Annotated in this window: 20 protein-coding genes; 9 read left to right on the forward strand and 11 right to left on the reverse strand. The window is 65.6% G+C overall.

Annotated features, from left to right (window positions below; translation table 11 throughout):
- The first annotated feature begins 22 nt into the window (after positions 1–22).
- Positions 23–4,546, forward strand: coding sequence for a DUF7997 domain-containing protein (locus VJ109_RS00535; protein ID WP_324758244.1), 4,524 nt, complete (start codon positions 23–25; stop codon positions 4,544–4,546).
- A gap of 20 nt (positions 4,547–4,566) precedes the next feature.
- Here the strand turns inward: VJ109_RS00535 and VJ109_RS00540 are convergent, their stop codons facing one another.
- Together VJ109_RS00540 and VJ109_RS00545 are read right to left on the reverse strand one after the other, a co-directional pair.
- Positions 4,567–5,070: a hypothetical protein gene (locus VJ109_RS00540; RefSeq protein ID WP_324758245.1), complete on the reverse strand. Its 504-nt coding sequence runs from the start codon at positions 5,068–5,070 to the stop codon at positions 4,567–4,569.
- A 119-nt stretch (positions 5,071–5,189) separates the two neighbouring features.
- Entirely contained in the window at positions 5,190–8,048 is a 2,859-nt protein-coding gene (locus VJ109_RS00545; protein WP_324758247.1) for a PAS domain S-box protein, read from the reverse strand.
- Between the two features lie 204 nt (positions 8,049–8,252).
- Between VJ109_RS00545 and VJ109_RS00550 the strand changes: the two genes are divergently transcribed.
- The gene (locus tag VJ109_RS00550; protein WP_324758248.1) at positions 8,253–9,053 is read left to right on the forward strand and encodes a hypothetical protein; all 801 of its coding nucleotides are present in this window, start codon (positions 8,253–8,255) and stop codon (positions 9,051–9,053) included.
- 17 nt (positions 9,054–9,070) lie between these two features.
- Here VJ109_RS00550 and VJ109_RS00555 read toward each other — a convergent pair whose 3' ends face one another.
- From VJ109_RS00555 to VJ109_RS00565, 3 genes are all read right to left on the reverse strand, one after another.
- Positions 9,071–9,844: a CPBP family intramembrane glutamic endopeptidase gene (locus VJ109_RS00555; protein WP_324758249.1), complete on the reverse strand. Its 774-nt coding sequence runs from the start codon at positions 9,842–9,844 to the stop codon at positions 9,071–9,073.
- A gap of 452 nt (positions 9,845–10,296) precedes the next feature.
- Positions 10,297–11,547 (reverse strand): mandelate racemase/muconate lactonizing enzyme family protein, encoded by a 1,251-nt coding sequence (locus VJ109_RS00560; RefSeq protein WP_276221140.1) that lies wholly within the window; start codon positions 11,545–11,547, stop codon positions 10,297–10,299.
- 124 nt (positions 11,548–11,671) lie between these two features.
- Positions 11,672–12,865, reverse strand: a complete 1,194-nt coding sequence (locus VJ109_RS00565; protein WP_324758251.1) for an ABC transporter substrate-binding protein — start codon at positions 12,863–12,865, stop codon at positions 11,672–11,674.
- Between the two features lie 103 nt (positions 12,866–12,968).
- Between VJ109_RS00565 and VJ109_RS00570 the strand changes: the two genes are divergently transcribed.
- The 4 genes from VJ109_RS00570 (at position 12,969) to VJ109_RS00585 (ending at position 17,485) form a co-directional block, all read left to right on the forward strand.
- The gene (locus VJ109_RS00570; RefSeq protein ID WP_324758253.1) at positions 12,969–14,432 is read left to right on the forward strand and encodes a methyl-accepting chemotaxis protein; all 1,464 of its coding nucleotides are present in this window, start codon (positions 12,969–12,971) and stop codon (positions 14,430–14,432) included.
- Between the two features lie 55 nt (positions 14,433–14,487).
- Positions 14,488–15,456: a sugar phosphate isomerase/epimerase family protein gene (locus VJ109_RS00575; RefSeq protein ID WP_324758254.1), complete on the forward strand. Its 969-nt coding sequence runs from the start codon at positions 14,488–14,490 to the stop codon at positions 15,454–15,456.
- 139 nt (positions 15,457–15,595) lie between these two features.
- Positions 15,596–16,705, forward strand: coding sequence for a Gfo/Idh/MocA family protein (locus tag VJ109_RS00580; protein WP_324758256.1), 1,110 nt, complete (start codon positions 15,596–15,598; stop codon positions 16,703–16,705).
- A 66-nt stretch (positions 16,706–16,771) separates the two neighbouring features.
- Positions 16,772–17,485, forward strand: a complete 714-nt coding sequence (locus VJ109_RS00585; protein ID WP_324758258.1) for a TIGR00266 family protein — start codon at positions 16,772–16,774, stop codon at positions 17,483–17,485.
- Here the strand turns inward: VJ109_RS00585 and VJ109_RS00590 are convergent, their stop codons facing one another.
- The gene (locus VJ109_RS00590; protein WP_324758260.1) at positions 17,486–18,376 is read right to left on the reverse strand and encodes an NAD(P)-dependent oxidoreductase; all 891 of its coding nucleotides are present in this window, start codon (positions 18,374–18,376) and stop codon (positions 17,486–17,488) included.
- 77 nt (positions 18,377–18,453) lie between these two features.
- Between VJ109_RS00590 and VJ109_RS00595 the strand changes: the two genes are divergently transcribed.
- The 3 genes from VJ109_RS00595 (at position 18,454) to VJ109_RS00605 (ending at position 20,948) form a co-directional block, all read left to right on the forward strand.
- Positions 18,454–18,900, forward strand: coding sequence for a DUF5799 family protein (locus VJ109_RS00595; RefSeq protein ID WP_324758262.1), 447 nt, complete (start codon positions 18,454–18,456; stop codon positions 18,898–18,900).
- A gap of 128 nt (positions 18,901–19,028) precedes the next feature.
- Positions 19,029–19,811, forward strand: coding sequence for a class I fructose-bisphosphate aldolase (locus VJ109_RS00600; RefSeq protein ID WP_276221126.1), 783 nt, complete (start codon positions 19,029–19,031; stop codon positions 19,809–19,811).
- A gap of 3 nt (positions 19,812–19,814) precedes the next feature.
- Positions 19,815–20,948, forward strand: a complete 1,134-nt coding sequence (locus VJ109_RS00605) for a hypothetical protein (RefSeq protein ID WP_324758263.1) — start codon at positions 19,815–19,817, stop codon at positions 20,946–20,948.
- A 1-nt stretch (position 20,949) separates the two neighbouring features.
- On the opposite strand, the gene pfkB is transcribed toward VJ109_RS00605, so the two are convergent.
- The 5 genes from pfkB to VJ109_RS00630 all read right to left on the reverse strand — a co-directional run bounded on the left by pfkB (position 20,950) and on the right by VJ109_RS00630 (position 25,275).
- Complete coding sequence (gene pfkB / locus VJ109_RS00610; protein WP_324758265.1) at positions 20,950–21,858, reverse strand: 1-phosphofructokinase; 909 nt, start codon at positions 21,856–21,858, stop codon at positions 20,950–20,952.
- Entirely contained in the window at positions 21,855–22,616 is a 762-nt protein-coding gene (gene glpR, locus VJ109_RS00615) for an HTH-type transcriptional regulator GlpR (RefSeq protein ID WP_324758268.1), read from the reverse strand. The genes pfkB and glpR overlap by 4 nt, the downstream gene beginning before the upstream one ends.
- A gap of 68 nt (positions 22,617–22,684) precedes the next feature.
- Positions 22,685–23,668 carry an isocitrate/isopropylmalate dehydrogenase family protein gene (locus VJ109_RS00620; RefSeq protein WP_324758270.1) on the reverse strand — a complete coding sequence of 328 codons (984 nt, stop codon included), beginning with the start codon at positions 23,666–23,668 and terminating at the stop codon, positions 22,685–22,687.
- A gap of 78 nt (positions 23,669–23,746) precedes the next feature.
- Positions 23,747–24,142 carry a hypothetical protein gene (locus VJ109_RS00625; protein ID WP_324758272.1) on the reverse strand — a complete coding sequence of 132 codons (396 nt, stop codon included), beginning with the start codon at positions 24,140–24,142 and terminating at the stop codon, positions 23,747–23,749.
- A 392-nt stretch (positions 24,143–24,534) separates the two neighbouring features.
- The gene (locus tag VJ109_RS00630; RefSeq protein WP_324758274.1) at positions 24,535–25,275 is read right to left on the reverse strand and encodes an HFX_2341 family transcriptional regulator domain-containing protein; all 741 of its coding nucleotides are present in this window, start codon (positions 25,273–25,275) and stop codon (positions 24,535–24,537) included.
- Positions 25,276–25,294: the final 19 nt, after the last annotated feature.

Genomic DNA, 25,294 nt, shown 5'->3' on the forward strand with positions numbered 1-25,294 from the left:
TGATCTCCGCTCTCTCTCAAGCATGCGCCTGCGCACGGCACTAAATGACTACAAACGCCGCCTCGACGAGCCGTTTCCCGGCGAGGCCCCGACGACCACGGGGACGTTCTCCGGGTTCGGCGACCGACTCCTCTACGTCGAGCGCGACGGATCGTTCCGCGACTACTCCGCGGAACTCTCCGGGCTCCACGGCGTCGACCGGTCCCGGCTGGGGATCGACACCGGCGACGGCGTCTTGTGGTTCGACCACACCGAGCCGATCCGACAACACTACTATCGCGAGACCGCTCTCGTCGAGACCGAGTACGACGCTGGGGAGTTCAGTATCCACCAGTACGACCTGACACTCGGACGGGCACACCTCACGCACGTCGAACTCCGCGGCGAGGTCCCGCCGGACGCACAGCTCGTCGCGTTCCTGACGCTCGCACCCGAGGGGAAGGAGACACAGGTCAGCCGTCTCATCCACGAGGCGGCCGGCTACAACGACGAACGAGTCGTCGAGGTGTACCACCGCCGGGAACACGACTACGTCGCCGCCTCGACACCCCTGGAGATGGCCATGGGCAACCGCGTCGAGCGGATGGGCGAGTTGCTCGACGACGCGTCGATCCAGTACCCGCGTGAACGCAACGAGGGCAAACCCGATCAGGAGGCGCTGACGGGCGACATCGTCGTGACCGCCGACCTCGAACAGGTCGGCCGGGCGGCACGGACGACGCTGACCACACAGCTGTCCGACCACGACGAGACGAGCCGCGAGCAGGCACTCATCGACGTGACCCACGCCGCGCGGTCACACGCCTCCGTCGACGATCTCCGGGACGCCGCGCTCGAACGCTCGATGGACGAGGTTCCCGCCGATACGCCGAACGAGGACGCCGTTACTGCCGACCTCCGGGCGCTGTCGCTGCTGACCGGCCCGACCGGTGCGCGGCTCGCCGCCCCCGAGTTCGACCCGTTCTTCGAACACACCGGCGGCTACGGCTACACGTGGTTCCGCGACGACAGCGAGGTCTCCGCCGCACTGCTCGATGCCGACACCCGCCTCGGGCTCGACCTCGACGACCGACTGCTCGACAGCGCGATGCTGTACTGTCGGACCCAGCTCGACGACGGAACCTGGCCACACCGGATCTGGGCCGTCGACGAGCGGCTGGCCCCGGGATGGGCCAACGAGCGGCTCGAAGGCGAGGGCGACGGCTACCAGGCCGACCAGACCGCAGCCGTCACGACCTACCTCGCGGAGTTGCTGAGCGAGCGCGAGAACGTCCTGACTGCCGAGACCCGTTCGAAGATCGTCGAGACCATCCACGACGCGGTCGAGGGCCTCGACGAGACGCTCGCCGACAACGGCCTCCCCGAGCGGTGTCAGAACGCCTGGGAGGACATGTCCGGACAGTTCGCCCACACGACCGCGAAATTCCTGGAGGCGTACGCGACGGTCGCCGACGCCCCCCTGGAACCCGGCCTGCGTGAACACGCCGCCGCCCAGGCCGAGCAGGTCTACGGCGCGGTTGACGAACTCTGGAGCGCCGACCGGGAGTTCTACGCGATGCGGCTCGACGACGGGACTCTCGACGAGGTCGCCGACTCCGCCGCGCTGGAACTGGCCGGTGCCGTCCGGGCCTACGCCGAGATCAACCCCGTCGACGAGGTGACGCTGACCCGCCTCCAGTCACACGTCGAGAACGTCGTCGACGCGCTGTACCGGGACGCCGGCGACGGCGTCACCGGGCTGATCCGTTACGAGGGAGACAGATGGCGGACCAACGGCCAGGGCCACGAGAAGCTCTGGTCGGTCGCGACAGCGCTGGGGACCACTGCGGCCGCGGAACTCGGGATGCTCCTCCAGTCCGAGGGCGAGGCTGCCGAGGACGTCCTCGATCTGGCCGGCGAGCTGTACAGACCTCTGGAAAGCGACGGCCCGTTCGTCACGGACGCCGGCTACCTGGCCGAGCAGGTCTTCGACGACGGCCGGCCCGACAGCGCTGCGCCACTGGGGTGGACCCACGCGGTCCGGCTCCGGGCGACAGCCGTCCTCAAAGACTTGGGGGCGCTACCCACGCCGTCGGCGCCCGAGGGGCCAGGTAACCAACCGACCTGGACGACCGGCGAGAAGTTCGGCGTCGGGACCGTCGCCGACCACCACACCGACGGCTCGTCGAAGGTGTGGTTCACGCTGACCGAGGGGGCGTTGACCGAGGTTCGGTATCCCCGGATCGACACGATGAACCTCCGGACGATGGACTTCCTGGTCGTCGACACGGACGAAGACTCCGAGTACGTCGCCCGGACCCACAACGAGACCCGCACGGACGACCACACCGAGACGATCGAGCGGTCGGCCCAGCTCGTCGAGGAGGACGCGCTCGTGTTCCGTCATTCCATCGTCGAGACTGGCGACAGCCACGGCCACAAGTGGACGCTGATCGTCGACTACGTCACCGACCCCGAACACGACGCCCTGCTCGCGAAGGTGACCTTCGAGGCCGACGACGACAACACCTACGACGTCTTCACCGTCGCGGACACGGCGTTGACGAACACAGGCGATACGGACCGTGGGCTGTTACTCGGGCAACCGGGCGACTACTCGCTGGCCGCCCGGGACGCGACCGCGTTCGACCTTCACGACGAGGACCCGCTGTTGGTCGACGACGACGGCGAGCCGTTCAACGTCGCCGTTGCGCTGTCGAGCGCGTCCTCGTTCGACTGGGCTTCGGCCGAAGTGGCCGGCACGGATCGTATCCACGGCCTGTTTGTCGACGGCGAGATCCCCGACTCGACCAACGAGGTCGACGAGGAGAACGTCGTTCTCGTCGGTCGGATCGGTTCCGGCCAATCGCTCGGTGAGACAGTCGCGCTAGGCTTTGCCAGGGAGTCCGACACTGCTGGCGCGCTCGGTGAGGCAGACGGTGCCCTCGCACGTGGGTTCAGTACCGTCAGAGACGGCTACGAGGACAGTTGGGAGTCGTTCCTGGCCGACAAGGAACTCCCGGCCTCGGTGGCCCACGACGAGGAACTGACGGCACAGTACAAGGCCTCGTTGATGGTCTTGCAGGCCTGTGAGGACAAGACATACCACGGAGCGGCCATCGCGAGTCCGTCCGTGCCGTGGGGCGAGGCCGTCCCGGCGGACCAGCAGAAGGCCTACGGCTACAACTTCGTCTGGTCGCGCGATCTCTACCAGACGTTTACGGCCTTCCAGGCGGTCGGGGAACTGGAGACCGCACAGGAGGCGCTCTCGTACATCTACGAGTACCAGCAGGACGAGCAGGGGTTCATCCCGCAGAACACCTACCTCCAGGGTCGGACCCGCTGGGGCGGCGAACAGATGGACAACATCTCGTTCCCGCAAGTGATGGCCTACCACCTCGCCCAGGAAGGTATCGGCTTCGGCGACGCCGACTACGAATACGAGAACGTCCAGCGCTCGTCGGACTACGTCGTCCGGAACGGCCCGGTCACCGCACAGGAGCGCTGGGAGGAGGAGTCGGGCTTCTCGCCGAGTTCCCTGGCCGCGGAGATCGCCGGGCTGACGTGTGCCGGCTCGCTGGCGACAGCGGAGGGGAACACGGCCGATGCGCTCGTCTGGCACGCGGTCGCCGACGCCTGGGTCGACGAGGTCGAGGACTGGACCGCGAGCGGAGAAGGAACGAGCGGGCTCGACCAGACGCCGTACTACTGCCGGATCACGCGCCACGGCGACCCCGACGACGGGTCCCGCCGGGCGCTGGCAAACGGCGGGCCGACACTCGAAGAACGTGCGATCGTCGACGCCGGCTTCCTCGAACTCGTTCGCCTGGGGATCAAACCGTGGGACGACGAAACGATCCGCAACAGCGTCTCCGCGGTCGACGACACGATCCGCGTCGAGACCCCCCACGGGCCGGCCTTTTACCGGTACAACGGCGACGGCTACGGCGAACTCGAACGCGAACGCGAGGGCGCGCCGTGGCACCCCCACGAACCCGACGGGAAGGGGCGGCTCTGGCCGATCTTCACCGGCGAACGTGGCGAGTACGAACTGCTCGCGGGTGCAACGGACGAAGACGCGCCCGAACGGCTGCTGGAGACCATGGAAGGGTTCGCCAACACCGGCCGGATGATTCCCGAGCAGGTATGGGACATCGAACGCCCGAGCGACTACAACTGGGAGTTCGGCGAGGGGACCGGCTCCGCGACCCCGCTGGCCTGGTCGATGGCGCAGTTCGTCCGGCTGGCACACGGGATCGACAACGGCGAACCGATCGAGACGCCCGAAGTCGTCCGACAGCGCTATCTCGAAACCGAACGGCCCGACGGCCCGGAACTGTGGGTCGACACGAACTACGAGGCCGGCGCACTGGTCGTTACCGTCGAGACCGACGGGGATCTCGTGGCCATCAAGACACCGGCCGAGACCGCCGTCACCGAACCCACGAGCGGGAAGTTCGTCGTCAGACTCGACGTGATATCGGGTGAGAACCAGGTGACAGTCGCCGCCGCGACGAGTACCGATCTGGAGACCGCCGGGACCACTGTCGATCAGTTCACGCTCTGAGCACGTTCCGGGACCCGTTTTCAGCCGACACCTGCACTCTGGACGAACAGGAGACCCGTCCAAAGGGCGGTCAGCACGCCGGCAACGGCCATCGATCGCGTCGCCAGCCACACCGGCGCTGCGAGCAGATATCCCAGCGGACGCACCGATCCCGGAAGCGCCTTCGCGGTCCGGAACAGCGAAGCAGTGTCGGTGTCGCTTGGCAACGCCGTGAACCCGAAGGCGATGCCGAGCCAGAGCCAGAACCACTGGGCGGGACCGGCAGTGGCGTGGACGGCCCAGAACGCCACGAAGGCAAGCATCGAGTTGACCGCGAAAGGAGCGACCGCGATGGGGAAATCGGCACCGAAGGAGTCGACCGGTTCGTGTTCCAGAACCGCGTCGTCTGCAAACGGCCGAACCGCAGGCGGCGAGTACACGTCGACTCCCGTCAGGCGACACGCCAGGTAGTGGGCGTACTCGTGGGCCAGGATGCCGGGGCCAACGGCGACAGTGATCACTAGATTCGAGAGGGCGGGCGCCACACCGACTCGTTGGGGGGCGCGGCCAATGGCTCTATCGGAGCCCCGCCACAAGTGGCGTCGGTGGGCGACCGGTGACAGTCGAGTGGGGCCTGACAGACCGGGAACAGTTCTTCGCCCGATCAATCCGACGGATCGGTCACCACTTCGAACCGTGCGCCACCGTCCTCACTCTCGGTCAGCGAGAGGTCCCACCCGTGGACCGACGCGATGCGGTCGACGATGGCGAGGCCGAACCCGGTACCGTCGGGAGCCGTCGAGTAGCCGCTCTCGAAGACCTGCTCACGGTCCTCCGGCGGAATCCCCGGCCCGTCGTCGGCGACGTAGAACCCGGGGTCCGACGACAGTACCCCGACAGTGATGGTCACGCCCTCACCGCCGTCTTCGACGCTGTCACCGGACTCCGGCCGGTTGTCGGTGGAGCCGTCCTCCACGGCGTCATCGGACGCTGTCGGATTGTCCGTCGAACCGTGTTCGACGGCGTTGCGAAACAGGTTCTCGAAGAGCTGTTTGAGTCGGCTTTCGCTCGCGGGCAGTTCGATAGAGCCCTTGACTTGGAGCCGTGCCCCGCCGGTGGCGACGGTCGCCCAACAGCGTCTGGCGACGGTCCCGACGTCGACCCGATCGGTCTCGGTGACCGGCCGTTCTTGCCGGGCGAGCGACAGCAGATCGTCGATGAGCTGTGCCATCCGCTCGATCGCACGACGCCCTCGATCGAAATGTTCCTGATTTCCCGTCTCTTCCGCGAGTTCTAGCGAGCCGCTGATTACCTCTAACGGGTTCCGCAGGTCGTGGCTGACGACGCTCGCGAACTCCTCCAGCCGTTCGTTCTGGCGTGTGAGCTCGCGCTCCCGTTGCTGGAGGAGGGATTCGCGGTCGACGCGGCGAAGCGCCACCGTCAGCGCGGACGTGAGTAGGTCCACGAGCGCCCGGTCTGTCTCGTCGAAGACGCCCGGGGAAGTCGAGGAGATGATGAACACGCCCCGGTCTTCGATCGGCTGGATGATACCGCTACGAGCCGGTGTGTTCCCCGCCAGCCGGTCGTGGTCGGCCGTGTCCGACACGTAGAGCGGGTCGCCCGACTCGAAGACCTCCCAGACCACCTCCGAGACCGGGTCCTCGCTCTCCCGGTCGTAGCCGGGCGGCTGCTCGAACGTCTCGCTGATCGGCTCCGTCTCTGTGACCAGTCGCAATTCGCTTCCGTCCTCGGTGAGTTCGTGGAACCCACTGAGTTCCGCGTCTAGTACCTCCTGGGCAGTCTCGACAGCCACCTGTGCCGTCTCGACGACCGTCTCTGTCCCCATGAGTGACTGGGTCCGTCGCTGTATCGCTTCGAGGTTCCGGAGATAGGTTCGTCGCTCGGTGACGTCCCTGACGACACAGATGAGTTGGCCGTTTTCGAGCCTCGTCAGTGAGACCTCCTGTGGGAACGTCTCGCCGTCGGCCCGGACCCCCGTGGCTTCGCCGAACCACTCCCCGTGTTCGGCGAGTTCGGGGAAGACCTCTCGCTCGAATCGGGCTGCCTCGTCGGGCTTGTAACACAGTCGCCAGCTCTCACCGAGGAGCGCGTCGGGGTCGTCGTAACCGTATATCCCGGCGTGGGCCGGATTCACGAAAATATACCTGTTGTCGGCATCCAGAATCGCCATCCCGTCGTAGGCCGCCGTGAGCGCTTCCGACTGTGTCTCCAGTATCTGTTCGCGCTCTTTCCGGTCACTGATATCTCGGCTGTGGACGACAAACTGGGTGTCACCGTCCACTCGGGTCTTTCGGAGGTGGACCGCGACGGGGAACGTCGACCCGTCCTCGCGGCGAAACCTCGTCTCCACTTCGTGACGGCTCCCGTCGTCCATCCGGTCCCAGAGCGCCCGGGATTCGGCCGGGTCGGTCTCAGGGTCGATATCCCAGACAGACATCCCGACGAGTTCCTCGGGCGCGTAGCCCAACTGTTCGCAGATGGTCTGGTTCGCGTCGACCAACGTCCCGTCAGCCTCGTGGACGGTGATCATGTCGGGTGCATCGGCGAACAACGCTTCCATCCGGACGGTCGTTTGCCGGAGTTCGTCCCGGATTCTGCGGCTGTGAAGCGCGTGAGCAATGTCGTCGCCGAGATCCCTCAACAGGTCTCGCTCCGCCTCGTCGAAGGCGTATGAACGGTCGGCATACACCACGAGCAGCCCGTATCGCTGTGACTCGTACCGCAGTGGGATCGCAGCGACGGACTGGAACCCGTACTCTATCGCGGTGTCGTGCCAGGGTTCGAACGCCTCGTCGTCGTAAATGTTCTGTGAGACAGCGATCTCCCCCGTCTTGGCGGCCCGACCTGCGGGACCGTTTCCCGTCGGCGTCTCGTCGGCAGTGATCGTGATCGAGTCGAGATATTCGCCCGCGTCGCCGTCGTGAGCACGCGGTTCGATCCGGTCGGTCTCCGGGTCGACGCCGCCGATCCACGCGAACGTGTACGGGTCGGCGTCGCCGAGAATCTCACAGCAGTCCTGCTCGATGTCGGCCTCCGAATCTGCCCGGACCAGCGCCCGATCGACAGCTCTGATCACCCGGCTGACCCGTTCCTCGGCGGCTGCTCGGCGGGTTGCACGGTACCGCTCGACGGCGTTCCGGACGCGGTTCGCCAACAGATCGAACTGTTCAGTCTCCTCGTCTCTCCGGATGTAGTCGGTCGCACCGCCGGTGAGTGCTTCGCTGGCGACCGCTTCCGATCCGGCCCCGGTAAAGATGATAAACGGAAGGTCCGGGAACTCCTCACGGACACGTTCGAGAAGTGCTAGGCCGTCCATCCCAGCGATCTCGTAGTTGGAAATAACACAGTCGATACGGGGCGTAGACAGCTCGTCCAGCGCCGCGGTTGCCCCCGAAACCGTCCGGACCCGGAACCTGTCCCCGACTTGGTCGAAGTACTCACGAGTTCTCTCAGCGAACTCCGAGTCGCCTTCCACGTGCAGAATTTCGACCCGGTCTCCCATATACACCTAACTACTGTTTGGTTGGTAAATACATTCGGCTGATTACAAGAACTGATACTCGACCGTGCCACGGAGCCCCCGAATGGTGTTTTCCCGACATCGGGGCTGTTTTTGTCGTCGCGTTCGTTGCTCGACTGTGATGTGCACCCTCCCTACAAGATCGATCTCAGAGAACTCAGTCGGTGGTCGCCCGGAACCAAGCCGATGCGGTCAGTCACTCTCCGCCCGCTGATACCGATGTCTGACAGCGAGCGGTTCGAGGACAAACCAGCGTCACTGCTGACCAAGACACAGCGGTCCCGCATCCGTGACGGGTTCGCCGATCAGGACGAACACCAGCGCCGCCGGGACCAACAGCAGATCCGCGAGCGGGTCCGGGCCGGTGTGACCGACTTCGAACTGCTCGCCGACTATCCGGACCGGCAGTTCGAACTCGCGTTCGACGACCTCGACGAGGAGGAAGTAACGGCTGCGCTCGCGGACGCTCGCCTCGTCACCGAACGGCTACGCGCACTCCAGGGGATCGACCGCGACCGGGTCGTCGACCGGGCGAGCGACCGTGCGTCGGCGGTGTCACGACGCATCGCGGACGGTGAGAGTCTGGCGGGCGTGGAACTCGTTCCGGCGGCGACGTACCGGCAGCAGGGGCGTGCGGCCGCCGAAGCCGAACACGAGAACCGGTGGGACCGACGGGCCGACGCCATCCTGAAGACGGCTGCCGTCGCCGCCTTACCGCTCTTGCTGGGCTGGTTCGCGGATACGGTGACCGAACAGAACCTGCTGGCGACTCGGGCCGACATCGCTCTCGTGATGGGACTGTCCGCGCTGGTCGTGCTTGCCGGGTTCGCTGGCGTTCTCCTCATCAAGGGCGCACAGGCGCTGAAACACGACATCATCCCCGGCGTCCGGCGGCTCAGGCACGAGCCGGGGGCCGTCGTCAGCGATGGGTCAGCACTGCTTCGCCGGCCCGGCACGAAACTCCGTTCGGTCTGGGAAGAACTCTAGACGGACCCTGTCTGTCCTCAGATCGGAGTCAGTTTCAGGACCAACTCGTGGAGGGTGATCGTCCACGTCATCGCGTGGGTGACCGCCGTCACTGCCAGGTTCTCGGTCCGTTCGTATGCGTAGCCCCACACCATCCCCGAAAGGGCGGTGGTGATGCCCCAGCGGAGCGCGCCGGCCGGCGCCACGCTCGGCGTGAGGAGCCCGATCAGGACGTGCATGAGTCCGAACAGGAGTCCACCCAGCACCACGACCCCCGCTAGATCGAACGCCCGGCGGAGCGTCCCCTGGACGATACCCCGGTAGACGAGTTCCTCGGCCGGAGCAGCAAAGAGGAACATCCCCACGAACGCGACCGGCCACAGCAGCGGTCTCGTCGCCAGATCGACGCTCCCGACCGCGGTCCCCGAGTTCGGGTGGGGAAGCCCGAGCGCGGCCAGGACCGGGGAGAGGACGACGCCCTGTGCAACGAACACCAACGGGATGACCGCGATCCAGGCCGCGTCTTCAGGTGTCGGGATGCGAACTCTGCAGTAGCGAGGGAGATCACCACGCCAGGCGAGGAAGGCAGCGGCGAAGACTGCGAAACCGACCTGGACGGAGTGGAGTTGGAGAGCCCAGACAGCGGGGGCGGTCAGGACGCCGGCGACCCGGAGGACCGCGCCGGTTCCGACGATGCCGACGATGCCGGTCACGAGCGCGAGGACGGTGACGCCGAGGGCTGCCAGACCAGCCCGCAGTCGTCGGGAGATCGAGGACCCGCTGTCGGCCCCCCGGTCGGTGACGGCGCTCACGCCTCACCTCCCTGTAGCGGCCAAACTGGAGCGCAGTCGGAGGCGGTACCGTCGCTCCGGCAGCGGGACCGGACTCGTGGTCGGATCGTCGACATCGCAAGTCGAGCCGAGGGACGAGCCGCATATAATCCCGAGCGGCCGTTTACGGGCGGTGTACGACCGTACACCGAGAGGTCCCTCTCTTCCCGATCCGGGTGTACGGCCGTACACCCAACCTCTGGAACGGTGTAACCGATGCTCGGGTTCGGAAAAATCGAATAATTGCGTCCTCGACGACTCGTTTCACTCCTCGTCGAAGACCGACAGACTCGCTACGCCCGCCTATCGTGCGTGATGAAGCTCCGCTTCGCTATGCTTCGTCGAACACCGCCGGACAAACCGCGTCCGGCGAGCCCGCTCCGGCTTACGCCGGATCGAACGCCGAAACTCCGTGAGTTTCGTGCTCGACGAAGCTATGCTTCGTCGAACACCGTGTCGCCGTCGACCATGTGCTCCTCGACGGCGTCCATGTCGAGGGTGAGGCCGAGACCGGGTTCCTCGGGGATCTCGATGTAGCCGTCCTCGATGACGGTCTCCTCGACCAGGTCGTCCCACCAGCCGAGTTCGTAGGAGTGGTACTCGACGGCCAGGGAGTTCGGGATGGCGGCACCCACCTGCGCGCTCGCCATCGTCGCGATCGGCGAGGAGACGTTGTGCATCGCCACCGGGATGTAGTACTGGTTGGCCACGTCGGCGACCTTCTGGGTCTCGCGCATGCCACCGACCTTCGGGAGGTCGGGCGCGATGATGTCGACGGCCTGGTTCTCGATCAGGCGCCGCTCCTCGGTCACGCGGTAGCGGTTCTCGCCGACGGTGATCGGCGTGTTCGTGGACTTCGTGACCTCCTCCTGCACCTCGAGGTTCTCCGGCGGGACCGGGTCTTCGAGCCACCAGACATCGTAGTCCTCGATAGCCTCCGCGAGTCGCTTGCCCGACCCGCCGCTGAAGGTCCAGTGACAGTCGAAGGCCACGTCGGCCTCGTCTTTGACCTCCTCGGTGACCTTCTCGACGATCTCGGCCTTGTGGCGGATCTCGCCGGGGCGGAGGTGACGGTTCGCGCGGTCTTTCTCCAGGCCGCTGGGAACGTCGAGGTCGAACTTCAGGGCGTCGTAGCCGAGTTCGTCGACGACGCGACGGGCCTCGTCGGCGCAGGCGTCGGCGTCGGCTTCCTCCTCGGTATGGCAGTCACAGTAGACGCGTACCTCGTCGCGGTACTTCCCGCCGAGCAACTGGTAGGCCGGGACTTCGAGGATCTTGCCGGCGAGGTCGTGCAGCGCGACCTCGATACCGGCGATCGCCGTGACGGTGACGCCTTCGACGCTGCCTTCGCCCGACATCTTCTGGATGAGGTGCTCGTAGAGGCGGTCGATGTCCAGCGGGTTCTCGCCGACGACGAACGGCTTCATCCGCTCGATGAGTTCCGGAACACCGGCTCCCCAGTAGGCCTCGCCCGTTCCGACGATGCCAGCGTCGGTGTAGATCCGGACCAGTGTCCACGGGAAGTTCCCGTCGATCATCGTCGTCTGAACGTCGGTGATCTCCACGTCGCGGCCGCCACCGCGTTTGGCGGTGACGCCCATCGTCTCTGCGGAGAGTTCGCGCATCGTATACTCCGCGTTCGGATCGTGCAGGTCAGCGTAATCCACGTCGTTTGCCTGTCCCATAGGTGGCCATTGCTACCCCCGTCACAAAAGTGTAGAGGAAATCACGATGGGAGAGTTCAAGCACGTGAGGGACACACACTGTTGACAACGGGCCTTTGAGAAACGGGCGGCTGTCGTCCGCGTGTTAGGACGTTTGCTCCAGGGCCGTGATCACGGAATCGGCAGCCGACTCCACGTCCCACGTGGAGACGAACGCGGAGACAGCCGTCTTGAGTTCGATAAGCTGGTCCGGGCGAACGCCGAGTCCGTGCGTGATCGAGAGCGGTTGACCCCGGGACTGCTGGAAGGCCCGTTGTTGCTCCTGGAGGAAGGGCGTGAACTGTCCGGTGTCGACATCAGTGCGGGGCGGGATCGACCCCTTCTTCCGGTTGAACCGGCGCTGGCCGTCGGCGGACCCGACGTAACGCAGGAACGTCTCGACGGCGTCGGGGGCGTCGGTGTCGGCGGCCGAGACCACCGAGTCCATGTTCATCGCGTAGTACCCTTCCGTCCCCGGGAACGGGACGTGCGACCACTCGGAGTGGTAGTCGAACCCGTCGGTCTCCGTGTACGCACCGGCCGCCCAGTCGCCTTGATGGAAGAACACGGATTCGCCCTCGATGAACCGCTCGTTCGCGTCGGTCAGGGAGAGATACGCCCGGTCCTCTGTCGCGACCGCGCCGTAGCGCTGTACGATCTCCAGGGCCTGGACGATCTCGCGACGATGCGTGCTCGCACGCCCGTCACTGATCGCTCGATAGGTGTCGTGTCCCTGTTCGCCCAGGAGGACCGTCTCGAAGACCTGGAGCACCGTCCACGGGTTTTTCATCGGGAACAACATCCCGACGTGGTCGGTCTCGGCGTCGATCCGCTCCAGTTCCTCTGCGAACGCACTGGGGCTGTCGATCCGGGCGGGATCGACACCGACCTCGTCGGCGAGCGAGGCGTTGACGAACAGGTTGTTGATCCGATGGATGTTCAGCGGGACCGCCCGGTACGTGTCGTCTATTCGAGCGGCGTCTTTCGGGCCGTCGAGGTAGTTCTGTTCCATATTGCCGTCGGTCCAGATAGCTGAGAGATCATCGACGACACCCGCATCGGTATACGGTTTGAGGTTCTTGCCCGGCCATTCGATCCAAACGTCAGGCGGGTCCTCTTTCAGGATGCGGCTCTTGACCGTGAGACTCAGGTTCTCGTTGGTGACATCGCCCAACGGGACGTTGGGATGCTGCTGTGTGAACCCGTCCAGTAGCGCGTCGAGTGCAGCCCCGCCGTCACCGCCCACGAGTCGGTGCAGGAGTTCGATATCCGCGTGGCCCCCGGTCGATACCCGTGACATACACCCCGGTTTTCGGCTCGTGGTTATCAAGCTACCGCGCACATTCTCAATCCTGAACACGGAGGGCAAGAGGATTTATATTACCGAGGAAAACACGGGATCAATGGCACGGACAGGACATCGGTGGGTGACCGCTGGTACGGCAGGTCAGTTCGCCCACGCCCTCTACCAGGTGATTGTGGTCGGGTTCGGCCCGCCCGGACTGAAGTGGCCACTGGCACTGGGTGGTCTCGTCGTCGCGGCGATCGTGGGATGGTACACGATCGTTTCCGTCAGGGCTCGGCTGACGGACGCAGTCACGGAACGTGACCAGCGGCAGGCAAAACGGGACGGGGCACGCACGGCACTCGCCGAGACCGAGGGCGAACTCGCCACGGTTCGGGCGGAACGCGAGGTCACGACGGGCGGAGTGGCCCAGCAGGCTCCCGCGGCGACCGACGGCGGCGTCTCTGCCGCCGATGAGATGAGCCACGAGGAGCTATCTGCGTACATCGAGGAGTGCTGTGCGACGATCGACGCCACCAACGAGGGGGATCTCAGCAGGCGTATGGCCGTGGATACACCGTCGGCAGCACTGAACGAACTTGGCACGGAATTCAACGAGATGGCCGCTGCCTTCCAGCAGACGATCGAGACCGCCGACGAGTTCTCGGCGGACGTTGCGGGATCGTCCGAACAGGTGACCGCCGCGACCCAGGCAGTCAAAGAAGCGTCACAGAACGTGGCAGAGACCGTCCAGGGGATCGCCGACGTCTTCCACGAGCAACACCAGCAGATCACGACCATCAGCGACGAGATGTCACAGATGTCTGCGACGATCGAGGAGATCGCCGCCTCCTCGAAGGAAGTCACCGAGATGGCGGACAAGACCGAACGCCGGACCGTCGAGGGGATCGAAGCGGCTACAGTCGCCCAGGAGACCATGTCCGAGACGGTCACGCAGACGGACGAGGTCGTCGAGACCGTCCGAACGCTTGACGATCAGATGACCGAGGTCGGTCGGATCGTCGACCTCATCGACGACATCGCCGAACAGACGAACATCCTGGCGCTGAACGCCTCGATCGAGGCGGCCCACGCGTCCTCGGGGAGCGCGAACAACAACGGGTTCGGCGTCGTCGCCGACGAGGTCAAGACGCTCGCCGAGGAGACCAAGGAGGCAACTACCGAGATCGAGACGCTGATCGGCGAGATCCAGACACAGACCGAGGACGCGGTCGACGAGATTTCCGAGATGCAAGCCGCCGTCGAGGACGGCCAGGACGCCGTCGAGGAGGGACTGACCGCGCTGGAATCCATCATGGAACACGTCGAAAAAACCTCGACGGGCGTCAAGGAGATCAGCAACGCGACCGACGACCAGGCTGCGACCTCCGAAGAGGTCGCCTCGATCGCCGACGATGTCGCGGAGACCTCCAGAGAGAACGTCGAGGAAGCGGAACACGTCGCGGCGATCGCCGAAGAGCAGAACCTCGCACTGGGTGAGGTATACGTCAACGCGAAGATGCTCACGATGCGGGCCAAGCAGTTGACAGCGCTGTTCGAGCGCTACGATACGGACCGTTGACGGCTGTGGCCGAGGACAGCAAGGATTTATTGTCGTCATTTTCGCAATACGAGGTATGCAAGTCGGTGTACTCACCGTCCCGCTGGGGGACCAGTCGCTCGCGGACGCACTGTCGTACCTGGATAGTATCGGCGTCGACGCCGTTGAACTCGGCTGTGGCGGGTTCCCCGGCGACGACCACCTGCCACGCGATCAGTACCTGGACGACGAGGACGCACAGGCCGAACTACAGGACCTGCTCGACGAGCACGGGATGGCAGTCAGCGCGCTGGCGACACACAACAACCCGCTGCACCCCGAGGAGGAACGCGCGAGCGAGGCCGACACGGAACTCCGGGAGGCGATCCGGCTGGCCGACCAACTCGGCGTCGACGCCGTGACCTGTTTCTCCGGGCTCCCGGCGGGCGGCCCGAACGACGAGGTGCCCAACTGGATCACGGCCCCGTGGCCCAGCGAACACGCCGACGCCCACGAGTACCAGTGGGAGGTCGCGACCGACTACTGGGGCGACCTCGCCGACCACGCCGCCCACCACGACGTGGACGTGGCCATCGAGATGCACCCGAACATGCTCGTCTACGAGCCTCGTGGCATGCTGAAGCTCCGCGAGGCCACGAACGACCACGTGGGGGCGAACTTCGACCCCTCACACCTCTACTGGCAGGGGATCGACGTGACCGAGGCGATCCGGCTACTCGGCGAGGAGGGCGCGATCCACCACTTCCACGCCAAGGACACCAAAGTCTACGACTCCGAGGCCCGCGAGAAGGGCGTCCTCGATACGACCGCCTACACCGACGAACCGAACCGCTCGTGGCTGTTCCGCTCGATCGGCTACGGCCACGACGAGAGCCACTGGAAGGACGTGGTCTCGACGCTGCGGATGGTCGGCTACGACGGCACGCTCTCGATCGAACACGAGGACTCGCTGACCAGCGCGCGCGAAGGACTGGAGAAAGCCGTCGACGTACTCGACCGCGCCGTCTTCGAGACACAACCAGGAGACGCCTACTGGGCGGAATAACGATGACTGAGACACCACTCACCATCGGCTACCTTTTTCAGCGTCGGGTGCGCTGCGCGCACCACTCCTCGAAAAACGTGGGCAAAAAAGGCCGCTCGCTCGCTACGTTCGCGAGCGGTGAGCAACTGGAGACGACAGCATGACTGACACACCACTCGACATCGGCGTCCTGGGGTATCGGTTCATGGGCAAGGCACACGCCAACGCGTTCGCGCGGCTCCCGATGTTCTTCGAGGACGCACCGGCGCTCAACCGCGACGTGATCGTCGGGCGCGACGAGGACGCGCTGGCCGAAGCCGCCGACAGACTCGGATTCGACCGCTACGCGACGGACTGGCGCGAGGTCGTCGACGACGTCGACGTCTTCTACAACCTCGGTCCCAACCACGTCCATCGAGAGCCGACCGTCGCGGCGTTGGAAGCCGGGACGCCGACGTTCTGCGAGAAGCCGCTGGCCCCGACCCTGGACGACGCCGAGGCGATGGCTGACGCGGCGGCCGACGCTGGCGTGCCGGCCGGCATCGCGTTCAACTACCGGTTCGTCCCGGCGATCCAGTACGCGAAGGGACTTATCGAGGACGGCGAACTCGGCGAGATCCACCACTTCCGTGGCCGGTACCTCCAGGACTGGCTCGTCGATCCCGAGGCACCGTGGTCCTGGCGCAACGACGCCGAGATGGCCGGCAGCGGCGCGCTGGGGGACCTGGGCGCCCACACTGTCGACTTGGCGCGGTTCCTGATCGGCGATATCGACCGACTCAGCGGCCACCTCACCACCTTCGTCGACGAACGGCCGGTCGAGGGCGGCGACGAGACGCGACCGGTCACCGTCGACGACGCCTACAGCGCACAGGTCGAGTTCGAGAACGGCACCGTCGGCACGCTGGAGGCCTCACGGTTCGCCAACGGCCACAAGAACGACCACACCATCGAGATCCAGGGCTCGAAAGGGAGCCTGCGGTTCTCCCTGGAGCGACTCAACGAACTGGAACTCCTCAGCGAGGACAGCCGGGGCTACGAGACGATCCTTGTGACCGACGAGAGCGACCCCTACGTCGACCACTGGTGGCCCCCGGGCCACGTCATCGGCTGGGAGCACACGTTCGTCCACGAGAACTACGAGTTCTTGTCGAGCGTTGCGGCCGGCAGCGAGTACGAACCGGACTTCGCCGACGGACTGGCGGTCCAGCGGGTCCTGGATGCCGTCGAACGGAGTGACGAACACGGCGAGTGGGTCAGCGTGGAATAAGGCGCCCTCACACCGTTCCTGTTCTTCTGCTTAACTTTATATATCATACCGAGCGAACTCCCCGCCATGGAGATCGAACTCACGCACAAGCCCTCCTACACCCACGTCGTCGTCGATCTCGAAGGCGGCGAGTCGATCATGGCCGAACCCGGCGCGATGGTCAGCCACACGACGAACGTCGGCATCGATACGACGACGAGTCGGGACGGCCTGCTCAGTTCCGCGAAGTCGATGCTCGGTGGGGAGTCGTTCCTGGCGAACGAGTTCACCGCCGAGGGCGGGCGGGGGACGATCACACTCGCACCACCGACGCCAGGTGACGTGAACCATCACGTGCTGGACGGGGAGACACTGTACGCCGTCGACGGGGCCTACCTCGCTTCGGACCCCGAGATCGACATCGATTCGGAGTTCGGCGGGCTGAAGTCGATGCTGGCCGGCGCGAGCATCACGCCCCTGGCCCTGAAAGGGACCGGAAACGTCCTCATCGAGGCATTCGGCGGCATCGAACAGAAGGAGCTGGCCGACGGCGAGACCTACACCGTCGACAACGAACACGTCGTCGCCTGGACGGAGTCGGTGACCTTCGACGCGCGGCGGGTCGGCGGGCTGAAGTCGACGCTGTTGAGCGGTGAGGGTCTGGTGATGGACTTTACGGGACCAGGGACAGTCTGGTACCAGACCCGCGGGCTAGACTCGTTCATGGCTGCCATCGCCGAGTCCTTCGGCGGGGGCGGCGACCAGGGCGGGGACGCCCCGGACATGACCGACTTCCTCTGATCAGTCGTCCTCGACGGTCACGTCGGTCACCGCTTCGAGCGGTTTGATGACAGCACCCATGTCCTCGCTGCCGTGTCCGCTGCCGCGTGCAGCGCTGAACGCTTCCCGAGCCGCGGCCGTCTGTGAGAGCGGGACACCGAGGTCGCCGGCCCGGTCCAGGGCCAGCGAGAGGTCCTTGTGCTGGTAGTCGACGGGGAACCGCGAGTCGAAGTCCCGGTCGGCGATCAGCGCACCTTTCCCCTCGAACAGCGGGCAGTCCAGCGCCCCGTTCTCGACGACTTCGAGCATGTCGTCGACGCCCAATCCGTTGGCCTTCCCGAAGACCAGCGCCTCGGCGAACGCGCCCATCGCGTCCCCCAGCAGGAGGTTGATGAACAGCTTCATGTTGGTCCCCTGGCCGACCTCGCCGCAGTGGACCACCGGGTCACACATCGCTTCGAGGACCGGCCGTACTTCTTCGACGACGCCTTCGGGGCCGCTTGCCAGGCCGACGAGGGTTCCCTCACGGGCCGGCCCGACGGTTCCCGAGACCGGCGCGTCGACGAACCGGGCGCCGGTTTCTTCGACGAGTTCGGCGGCGGCCATCGTCTCTGCGTAGCCGATCGTACTCATCTGGACGACAGTCGTCGCTTCGTCGAGGCCGGCCAGAATACCGAGGTCGCGTTCGAGGACCGCCTGGACTGCGTCACCGTCGCTGACGATCAGACAGACCACGTCGACACGTTCGGTGAGATGTTTCGGGGAATCAGCGACAGAGACGCCCGCCTCGGCAAACGGTTGTTCGCGGTCGGTCGTCCGGTTGTAGACGACCAGGTCGAAGCCTGCGTCGTCGAGGTTCCACGCCATCGGTGCACCCATCGCGCCGAGGCCGATGAAGCCGACGTTTGTCATGTCGCGGTCTTGGAGTTCGGGTCCCTTGTAACTCGGGGCGGGAAACGCTCATACACCAGGCCCCCCAACCGACAGCCATGAGCGACAGCAACTGGACCGACCGGATCGCAGCCGAGCGGATGCAGGTCGACCAACAGTTCAACGACCAAGTCGAAGTCTCCTCCTTTTCCAGCCAGCAGTGGGGGCTGGTGATGACCGCCGTGGAGTTCGAGATCGAGAACGCTGAGGACCCCGATTCGGCCCGTATCGTCGCGAACACCTCGAAACTCCCGAGTATCATGCCCGAACTCGATCGGATCGAACAGCAGTCGGCGATGAGTGGGGCACCGGACGGCGACTCCGGTAGCTCTGGTGGCTCCGGCGGCGGTCTCTTTTCGGGCGTCAAAGACGCACTCGGGCTCGGCGGGAAGGGAGACGACGAGCGTATGGAGGAAGCCGACGAGCTGGCACAGCAGTACGCCCAGGAGCTACAGGAGCAACTGGAGTCGAACGGCCGCTGGGAGTCGATCCGCGAGCAGGCCTGAACGACCGATCCGCCGGTGTGCCGGGTTCCGCTACCGGCAGACGGGGGTGTCGAGCAAAAACGAACATGAACAGTAGTAAACGATAGATACCGAAAACGGTTAATGTCCGTTCTGGGTAGTTCGGATACATGCGACCAGTGGATGACTCCCCGATCGTTCGCGACGACAAGACGCTCGTGTTAGCCCACGACCACGGCCTGGAACACGGCCCCAAGCAGTTCAGCGGCGTCGAGGAGCGCCTCGACCCCCGGGAAGTGTTCGAGATGGCGACCCACGACGCCGTCACGGCGCTTGCGGTCGGTAAGGGGCTGGCCGAGACGTACTACCCCAGCTACGAGGACGACGTGAACCTGCTGGCGAAGCTCAACGGCAGTTCCGACCTCTGGATGGGCGACCCCTACTCCCCCCAGAACTGGTCGGTCGACTACGCCGCGGAGCTGGGTGCCGACGCGATCGGCTACACGATCTATCCCGGAATCAACCGCGAACCGGACTCCTTCGAGGACTTCCGGCCGGTCCAGGAGGCCGCACGCGACCACGACCTGCCGGTCGCGATGTGGTCGTATCCGCGCGGACAGGCCGTCAAAGACCATCGGACCCGTGATATCATCGCCTACGCCGCACGGCTCGGGCTGGAACTGGGTGCCGACTTCACGAAGGTCAAGTACCCCCGAAGCAAGGAAGCGATGGCCCACGCCGTCGACGCGGCCGCGGACAACCGCGTCCTGCTGTCGGGTGGCTCGAAGACCTCCGACCGGGACTTCCTGGAACTCGTCGCGGACTGCATGGACGTGGGCGTCTCCGGGCTGGCCGTCGGCCGGAACGTCTGGCAGCGCGAGGACCCCTACGACATCCTCGACAAGCTCGACTCGGTCGTCTTCGATGGCGCGGCCGCGGACGACGTCCTGTAGGCGATGGCGGAGCCGACACCGAGCCAGGAGACGCGGGACGCGGTCGCCCAGACACAGCGTGGCCTCGCCGACGGCTTCGAGCCGGCCGACTACGGCCACGTCGTCTTCGGGTTCGACGGCTACCTCGACCGTGTCCGTGAGGTCGTCGCCGACCGTTCGGACCCCGAGACCTACGAGCGACTGGCGACACTCTCGGCGTTCGGCGATCGCGTCGACCGCTCGGTCGCGGCCGAGAGTTCGCTGACATTCGAGTGGCTCCAGGACGGGAGCCGGACCGGCGGCCACACCTGTCACCTGGCGCGGGCGTTCGACACCTGGGCGTTCGAGACGACGATGATCGGGATGTACGACGACCCCGTCAGGGAGCCGTTCGACGCCGAGTTCGGCCACCTCGACTTCCACAGTATCGGCGCGCCCGGTGTCACCGACGCGGTCGAGTTCGATGACGGGAAGCTGATGCTGACCGAGATCGGCGACACGATGGAGCTCGACTGGGCGGCGCTGGAGGAGTGGTTCGGCCACGACAGTCTGCTCGATCGCCTCGACGGCGCCGCACTCCTGGGAACCGGCTACTGGTCCGAGACGCCGGACCTCCCGGACATCTACGACGGCCTCCGCGACAACTGGGATCGGATCGACGATCCGCCCGGGACAGTGTTGATCGACCCCGGCGATGTCCGGAAACTCGACGCGGACAGGCTCCGGGCCGGGCGGAACGCCATCGGCCGGTTGGACGCCGTGACCGACGTGGTCGTCTCCTCGAACCGGGCGGAGACCGGTGTCCTCGCGGACGCCTACGCCGGAGACGGGGACCGGACCTTCGAGGAGTCCGCGGCGGTCGCCTACGACGCGCTCGAACCGACCTGGTTCGTCGGTCACGGCGTCGACCGCTCGGTGGTCGTCACGGCCGAGGGGACCCACAGTGTCGAGGTACCGGCAGTCGACGACCCGGCGTTGACGACCAGCTCCGGCGATCACTTCAACGCGGGGCTGGCCGTCGGGCGCGTCCTCGATCTGGGTGCCCCGGCGTCGATCCTGCTCGGGAACGCAGTCGCCGGCTACTTCGTCCGGACCGCAGATCAGCCCTCCCCGGCCGAGATCGAAGCGTTCGTCGAGGAGTACGTCGAGAAGTTCTGAGTTACAGGGTCTGGACGGTCACGTCTTCGCGTAGCGACTCGACGCTGGCGAGCGACGGGATTCCGGTCCCAGCCTGGGAGACCAGCAGCGACGAGACCGCGACACCAGTTCTGAGGGCCGCTTCATTGCTCTCGCCGGCCTCCCAGGCTGCGAGCAGGCCCGAGAGCAACGCGTCGCCGGCACCGACAGTATCGACCACGTCGACGTCCAATGCATCGGCGTACAGGAGCTGTTCGTCCGTCGCCAACACCGCGCCGTCGGCCCCCAGCGACGCCAACACCCGGTCGAACCCCTGGTCCCGGAACGAGCCAGCGGCCCGCGCACACCCTTCCAGGGTCGAGACGTCTGCGTCGGTCGCGTCGCCCAGTTCGTGACGGTTCGGTTTACACATCGAGTACTGGGCGTCCAGTCGCTTGAGGATCGTCCCCTCCACGTCGACGATCGTCTCCCAGTCGCCGCCGGTCGCGATCCGGTCGATGTCTTCGATCTCCAGGCCCGGCGGGAGACTCCCACCGACGAGCACCCAGTCGGGGTCGTGAGCGCGGACACGTTCGAGGACATCGTCGACGATGCCTCGATCGACAGCCGGGCCGCTGAGATTGAGTTTGAACTCCTCGTCGTCGGCTATGGCGGTCGTGTTCAGCCTCGTTATCCCCTCGATCTCGGTGAAGTCGGTCTCGACGCCACCGGACTGCATGTCCTCTCGGATGAACCGACCGGTGAATCCACCGGCCAGTCCCGTCGCGACACAGGGTTTGTCCATCGCAGTGAGGAACTGGGCGACGTTGATCCCCTTCCCGCCGGCGTCGTAGCGGGCACTCTCGGCCCGCATGACGTGGTCTGGTTCCATCGGCTCGTCGAACTGGACGGTCTGGTCGACTGCTGGGTTGTAGGTGACTGTGACGATCATTCGTTGACTCCTTCGACGGTGACGCCGGCGTCGTCGAACGCTGCCGCGAGCGTGCCTGTCGGTGATCGGTCGGTAACGAGTAGATCGATCGCCGAAAGGTCGGCAAACGAGACGAAGCTTCGCTCGCCGAACTTCGAACAGTCGGCGACCAGAACCACGCGGGAGGCTTTGTCGACCATCTGGGACTTCACGGCTGCTTCGTCCTCGTTCGGTGTCGAGAGTCCCGCGGTCGAATCGACCGCGTTCGTCCCGAGCACGAGCAGGTCGAAGTTCGTCCGGTCGAGAAACGCTTCGGCCGTCGGCCCGACGAGTGCCCGGGTCCGAGCGCGCAACGTCCCGCCTGTCAGTTTCACCTCCAGGTCCCGTCGGGAGAGTTCCGTCGCCAACTCCGGCATGTTCGTCGCGGCGACGAACTCCGTCTCCGGGACCGCACGGGCGACTTCCATCGTCGTCGTCCCGGCGTCGAAGAAGACGACGTGGTCTTCACGGATCTCCTCGCTCGCCCGACCGGCGATCGCACGTTTCGCGTCGAGGTTCTCGACTTCCCGCTGGTCGTACGAGCGTTCGGTCCCGACGGAGGAACTGGGGACCGCGCCGCCGTGGGATCGCTCGATGCGCCCCTCGGCTTCGAGGTCCCGGAGGTCCCGACGGATCGTCGCCTTCGAGAAATCCAGTTCCGCCGCCAGTTCCGCGACTGAGCAGCCGTCTCGCTCGGTCACCAGTCGGACGATCGTCCGTTTGCGCTCGGCCGGGAGCATCCTCTTGCTAGTGATCGTTTCGCTCCGGTTTTACGCTTTTCTATCGGATACTGACTGTTTTTGCTCGGTTACAGCGCATCCAGGATCGCAGCGGTGACTTCCTCGGTACTGCCGTCGCCACCGAGGTCCGGCGTCCGGGGACCCTCGTCCAACACCGTCTCGACAGCCTCTCGGACCCGATCCCCTTCTTCGTCGTATCCGAGGTGATCCAGCAGCATCGCCGCCGAGAGGACCATCGCCGAGGGGTTGGCGATCCCTTCGCCCGCGATGTCCGGTGCGGAGCCGTGGACCGGTTCGAACAGCGCGTTCTCCTCGCCGACGTTCGCCGACGGGAGCAGACCGAGCCCGCCGACCAGTCCCGCCGCCAGGTCCGAGAGCATGTCACCCGCGAGGTTCGGACAGATGACCACACCGTAGTCCTCGGGATGCATCACCAGATGCATCGCCAGCGCGTCCATCAGGGCCGTATCGTACTCCGCGTCGAGATCTTCCCCGACCCGCTCGGCCGTCTCCAGAAACAGGCCGTCGGTCTTCTGCATGACGTTTGCCTTGTGGGCGATCGTCACGTCGTCGAAGCCGTTCTGCCGGGCGTAGTCGAAGCCGAACTCGGCGATCTTCTCGGACGCCTCTTCGGTGATGACGCGGGTACAGGTGGTCACACCGTCGGTGATCTCGCTCTCGATGCCCTTGTAGACACCTTCGGTGTTCTCCCGGATGAACACGAGGTCGGTGTCGGGCTGGACAGCGTCGAGTGCCGGGTACGCGACCGCCGGGCGGACGTTGGCGAACGACCCGACGACCTGCCGCAGCGGGAGGATCACGTCCGCGGCCGTCTCGCCGGCCGCACCGAACAGCGTCGCATCGGCGTCGGCAGCGAGCGCCGCGGTCGCCTCGGGAAGTGCCGTCCCCGTCTCGGCTTTGACGGCGTCACCGGCGTCGCCTTCGACGAACTCGAAGTCGACTGTCTCGATTGCCTCCAGTACCTCGACGGCGGCGGGCGTGACCTCCTGGCCGATCCCGTCGCCGGGGATGACGGCGATCTCGTGTGTCATGTTCCAGCAGAGACGAGCGGAGAGTGAAAGTGGTTCGGTTTTCCGCGGTCCGCGGTCGTGGTTCGTGGGTAGGTCTCCTTACAGCGCGCCCGCTGTCTGTGACTGCCGGCGGTGTCGATCGAAGACGTACAGCCCTGCGACGACGACCGGCGAGGCGACGAGCCAGTACGTAACCAGGGTGAACGGGTCCGGCGGTGCTGCGATGGCCGCGACTGCCAGAGAGAGGACGGTCCCGACGGCTGCCGCTCGGGCGAGGTAGTACCGACCGTCGGGCAGGCGGACGCGGGCACTCCGGCGGCGCAGTAGATAGAACGCCAGTGGGAATACCGGGTACAGCGGGAGGGATAGGAGCCCCCACAGAAGCGGGTTCTCGTCTCTGGTCCGAGCGTCGAGTGCGACCCAGAGGACGAGCGATCCGACAGTCGCCCCGAGTAGCAGGCCGAGTAGCGGAACCAGGGGACCGTGCTGTGTCACTGTCGGCAGTTCACGGTGAATCGAGAAAAACGCCGCGGTCGACTGTACCCGTCGTGGCGTCAGGGGGACCGTCAGTGGACCGAACGGGCCTCGGGCGAAGGCCCGTCGTGCGTGTCAGAGGCACACTCCCACCGCACGCAGTGAGAGCGGGCGCGGGGTGGCGACGCCGCCGGGGTGCCCGCGTTGGAGGGCCGAAGAGGGTGGACACCCGACGACGGTTCGTCGCCGACCCGTGCGCATCCATTGATTTGCGGGATCGGTATGTACATTCTATCCAGATACTATCGATACAACAGATAGTATCAGAACAGTCTATACTATTAGAACGTTCTTCATCGACGGAATATCTGACCCCCGTTGACGATCGACCGAAGCGACAGATCGTGGCCCGATCAGAGCTTGTGACGGAACGCGTGAAGGACGTTGCGTCCGGTCTTGGTGAGCGTGATCTGTTTCGTGCGCCCGACCTCGCGGACGGCGATATAGCCGTCCTCGATCAGCGGATCGACGATGTTCGCGTTCAACAGCGCGAACTTCGCCTTGTCGTTGGCCGGGTCGGCGTCGTCGATGAACGCCAGACCGGCTTCCTCGGCGAACTCGATGAGGTCTTTCTTTTTGGCGGTGTAGCTCTCGGAGTTCGTTCGGTCGAGGTAGTCCAGTACCGCGACCTGATCGCGGGAGATGGCCTCGATCGGATAGGACGGCAACACTTCCGCGTTCTGCATTCCCCGTGTGAGTGGCTCTTCGGCGACCGCCGGAACGTGGCGCTCCGGGTGGACGTAGTAGGCCGTCGCCGCCGTCGCCATGCAGGCGATCGCGCTCCCGATCGCCGCCAGTTTCGGGCCGCTGGAGACGTTGACCCGGACGATATCGTCGGCGTGATCGGCCGTGAGTGTCGTCACGACGGCTAACACGTCGTAGAGATCGTGGAGGTCGGTCTCGTGGATAGCAATAGTGATGCCGTCGGCTTCGAGGTCCTCGACGAGCGCCTGCTGGTACGGCGTGAACCGCTGCCTGCGCTCGCTCTGGTTGAGCAGGTAGACGGTGTCGGCGTTGTGTTCCCGGATGGGCTCGACGATGCGGTCGCGTTCGTGACCCAGCGGGGCGATGTGGATCTCGCGTATCCGCTCCATGTCGGAGAGGCGACCCGAC

The sequence above is a fragment of the Haloarcula montana genome (genome assembly GCF_035666295.1).
Lineage (GTDB): Archaea > Halobacteriota > Halobacteria > Halobacteriales > Haloarculaceae > Haloarcula > Haloarcula montana.

Bases quoted from the DNA above. Each gene is read 5' to 3' on its own strand.
- VJ109_RS00535 (WP_324758244.1), top strand. From the start codon at position 23: ATGCGCCTGCGCACGGCACTAAATGACTACAAACGCCGCCTCGACGAG.
- VJ109_RS00545 (WP_324758247.1), bottom strand. From the start codon at position 8,048: ATGGGAGACCGGGTCGAAATTCTGCACGTGGAAGGCGACTCGGAGTTC.
- VJ109_RS00550 (WP_324758248.1), top strand. From the start codon at position 8,253: ATGCGGTCAGTCACTCTCCGCCCGCTGATACCGATGTCTGACAGCGAG.
- VJ109_RS00560 (WP_276221140.1), bottom strand. From the start codon at position 11,547: ATGGGACAGGCAAACGACGTGGATTACGCTGACCTGCACGATCCGAAC.
- VJ109_RS00565 (WP_324758251.1), bottom strand. From the start codon at position 12,865: ATGTCACGGGTATCGACCGGGGGCCACGCGGATATCGAACTCCTGCAC.
- VJ109_RS00570 (WP_324758253.1), top strand. From the start codon at position 12,969: ATGGCACGGACAGGACATCGGTGGGTGACCGCTGGTACGGCAGGTCAG.
- VJ109_RS00575 (WP_324758254.1), top strand. From the start codon at position 14,488: ATGCAAGTCGGTGTACTCACCGTCCCGCTGGGGGACCAGTCGCTCGCG.
- VJ109_RS00580 (WP_324758256.1), top strand. From the start codon at position 15,596: ATGACTGACACACCACTCGACATCGGCGTCCTGGGGTATCGGTTCATG.
- VJ109_RS00585 (WP_324758258.1), top strand. From the start codon at position 16,772: ATGGAGATCGAACTCACGCACAAGCCCTCCTACACCCACGTCGTCGTC.
- VJ109_RS00590 (WP_324758260.1), bottom strand. From the start codon at position 18,376: ATGACAAACGTCGGCTTCATCGGCCTCGGCGCGATGGGTGCACCGATG.
- VJ109_RS00595 (WP_324758262.1), top strand. From the start codon at position 18,454: ATGAGCGACAGCAACTGGACCGACCGGATCGCAGCCGAGCGGATGCAG.
- VJ109_RS00600 (WP_276221126.1), top strand. From the start codon at position 19,029: ATGCGACCAGTGGATGACTCCCCGATCGTTCGCGACGACAAGACGCTC.
- VJ109_RS00605 (WP_324758263.1), top strand. From the start codon at position 19,815: ATGGCGGAGCCGACACCGAGCCAGGAGACGCGGGACGCGGTCGCCCAG.
- pfkB (WP_324758265.1), bottom strand. From the start codon at position 21,858: ATGATCGTCACAGTCACCTACAACCCAGCAGTCGACCAGACCGTCCAG.
- glpR (WP_324758268.1), bottom strand. From the start codon at position 22,616: ATGCTCCCGGCCGAGCGCAAACGGACGATCGTCCGACTGGTGACCGAG.
- VJ109_RS00620 (WP_324758270.1), bottom strand. From the start codon at position 23,668: ATGACACACGAGATCGCCGTCATCCCCGGCGACGGGATCGGCCAGGAG.
- VJ109_RS00630 (WP_324758274.1), bottom strand. From the start codon at position 25,275: ATGGAGCGGATACGCGAGATCCACATCGCCCCGCTGGGTCACGAACGC.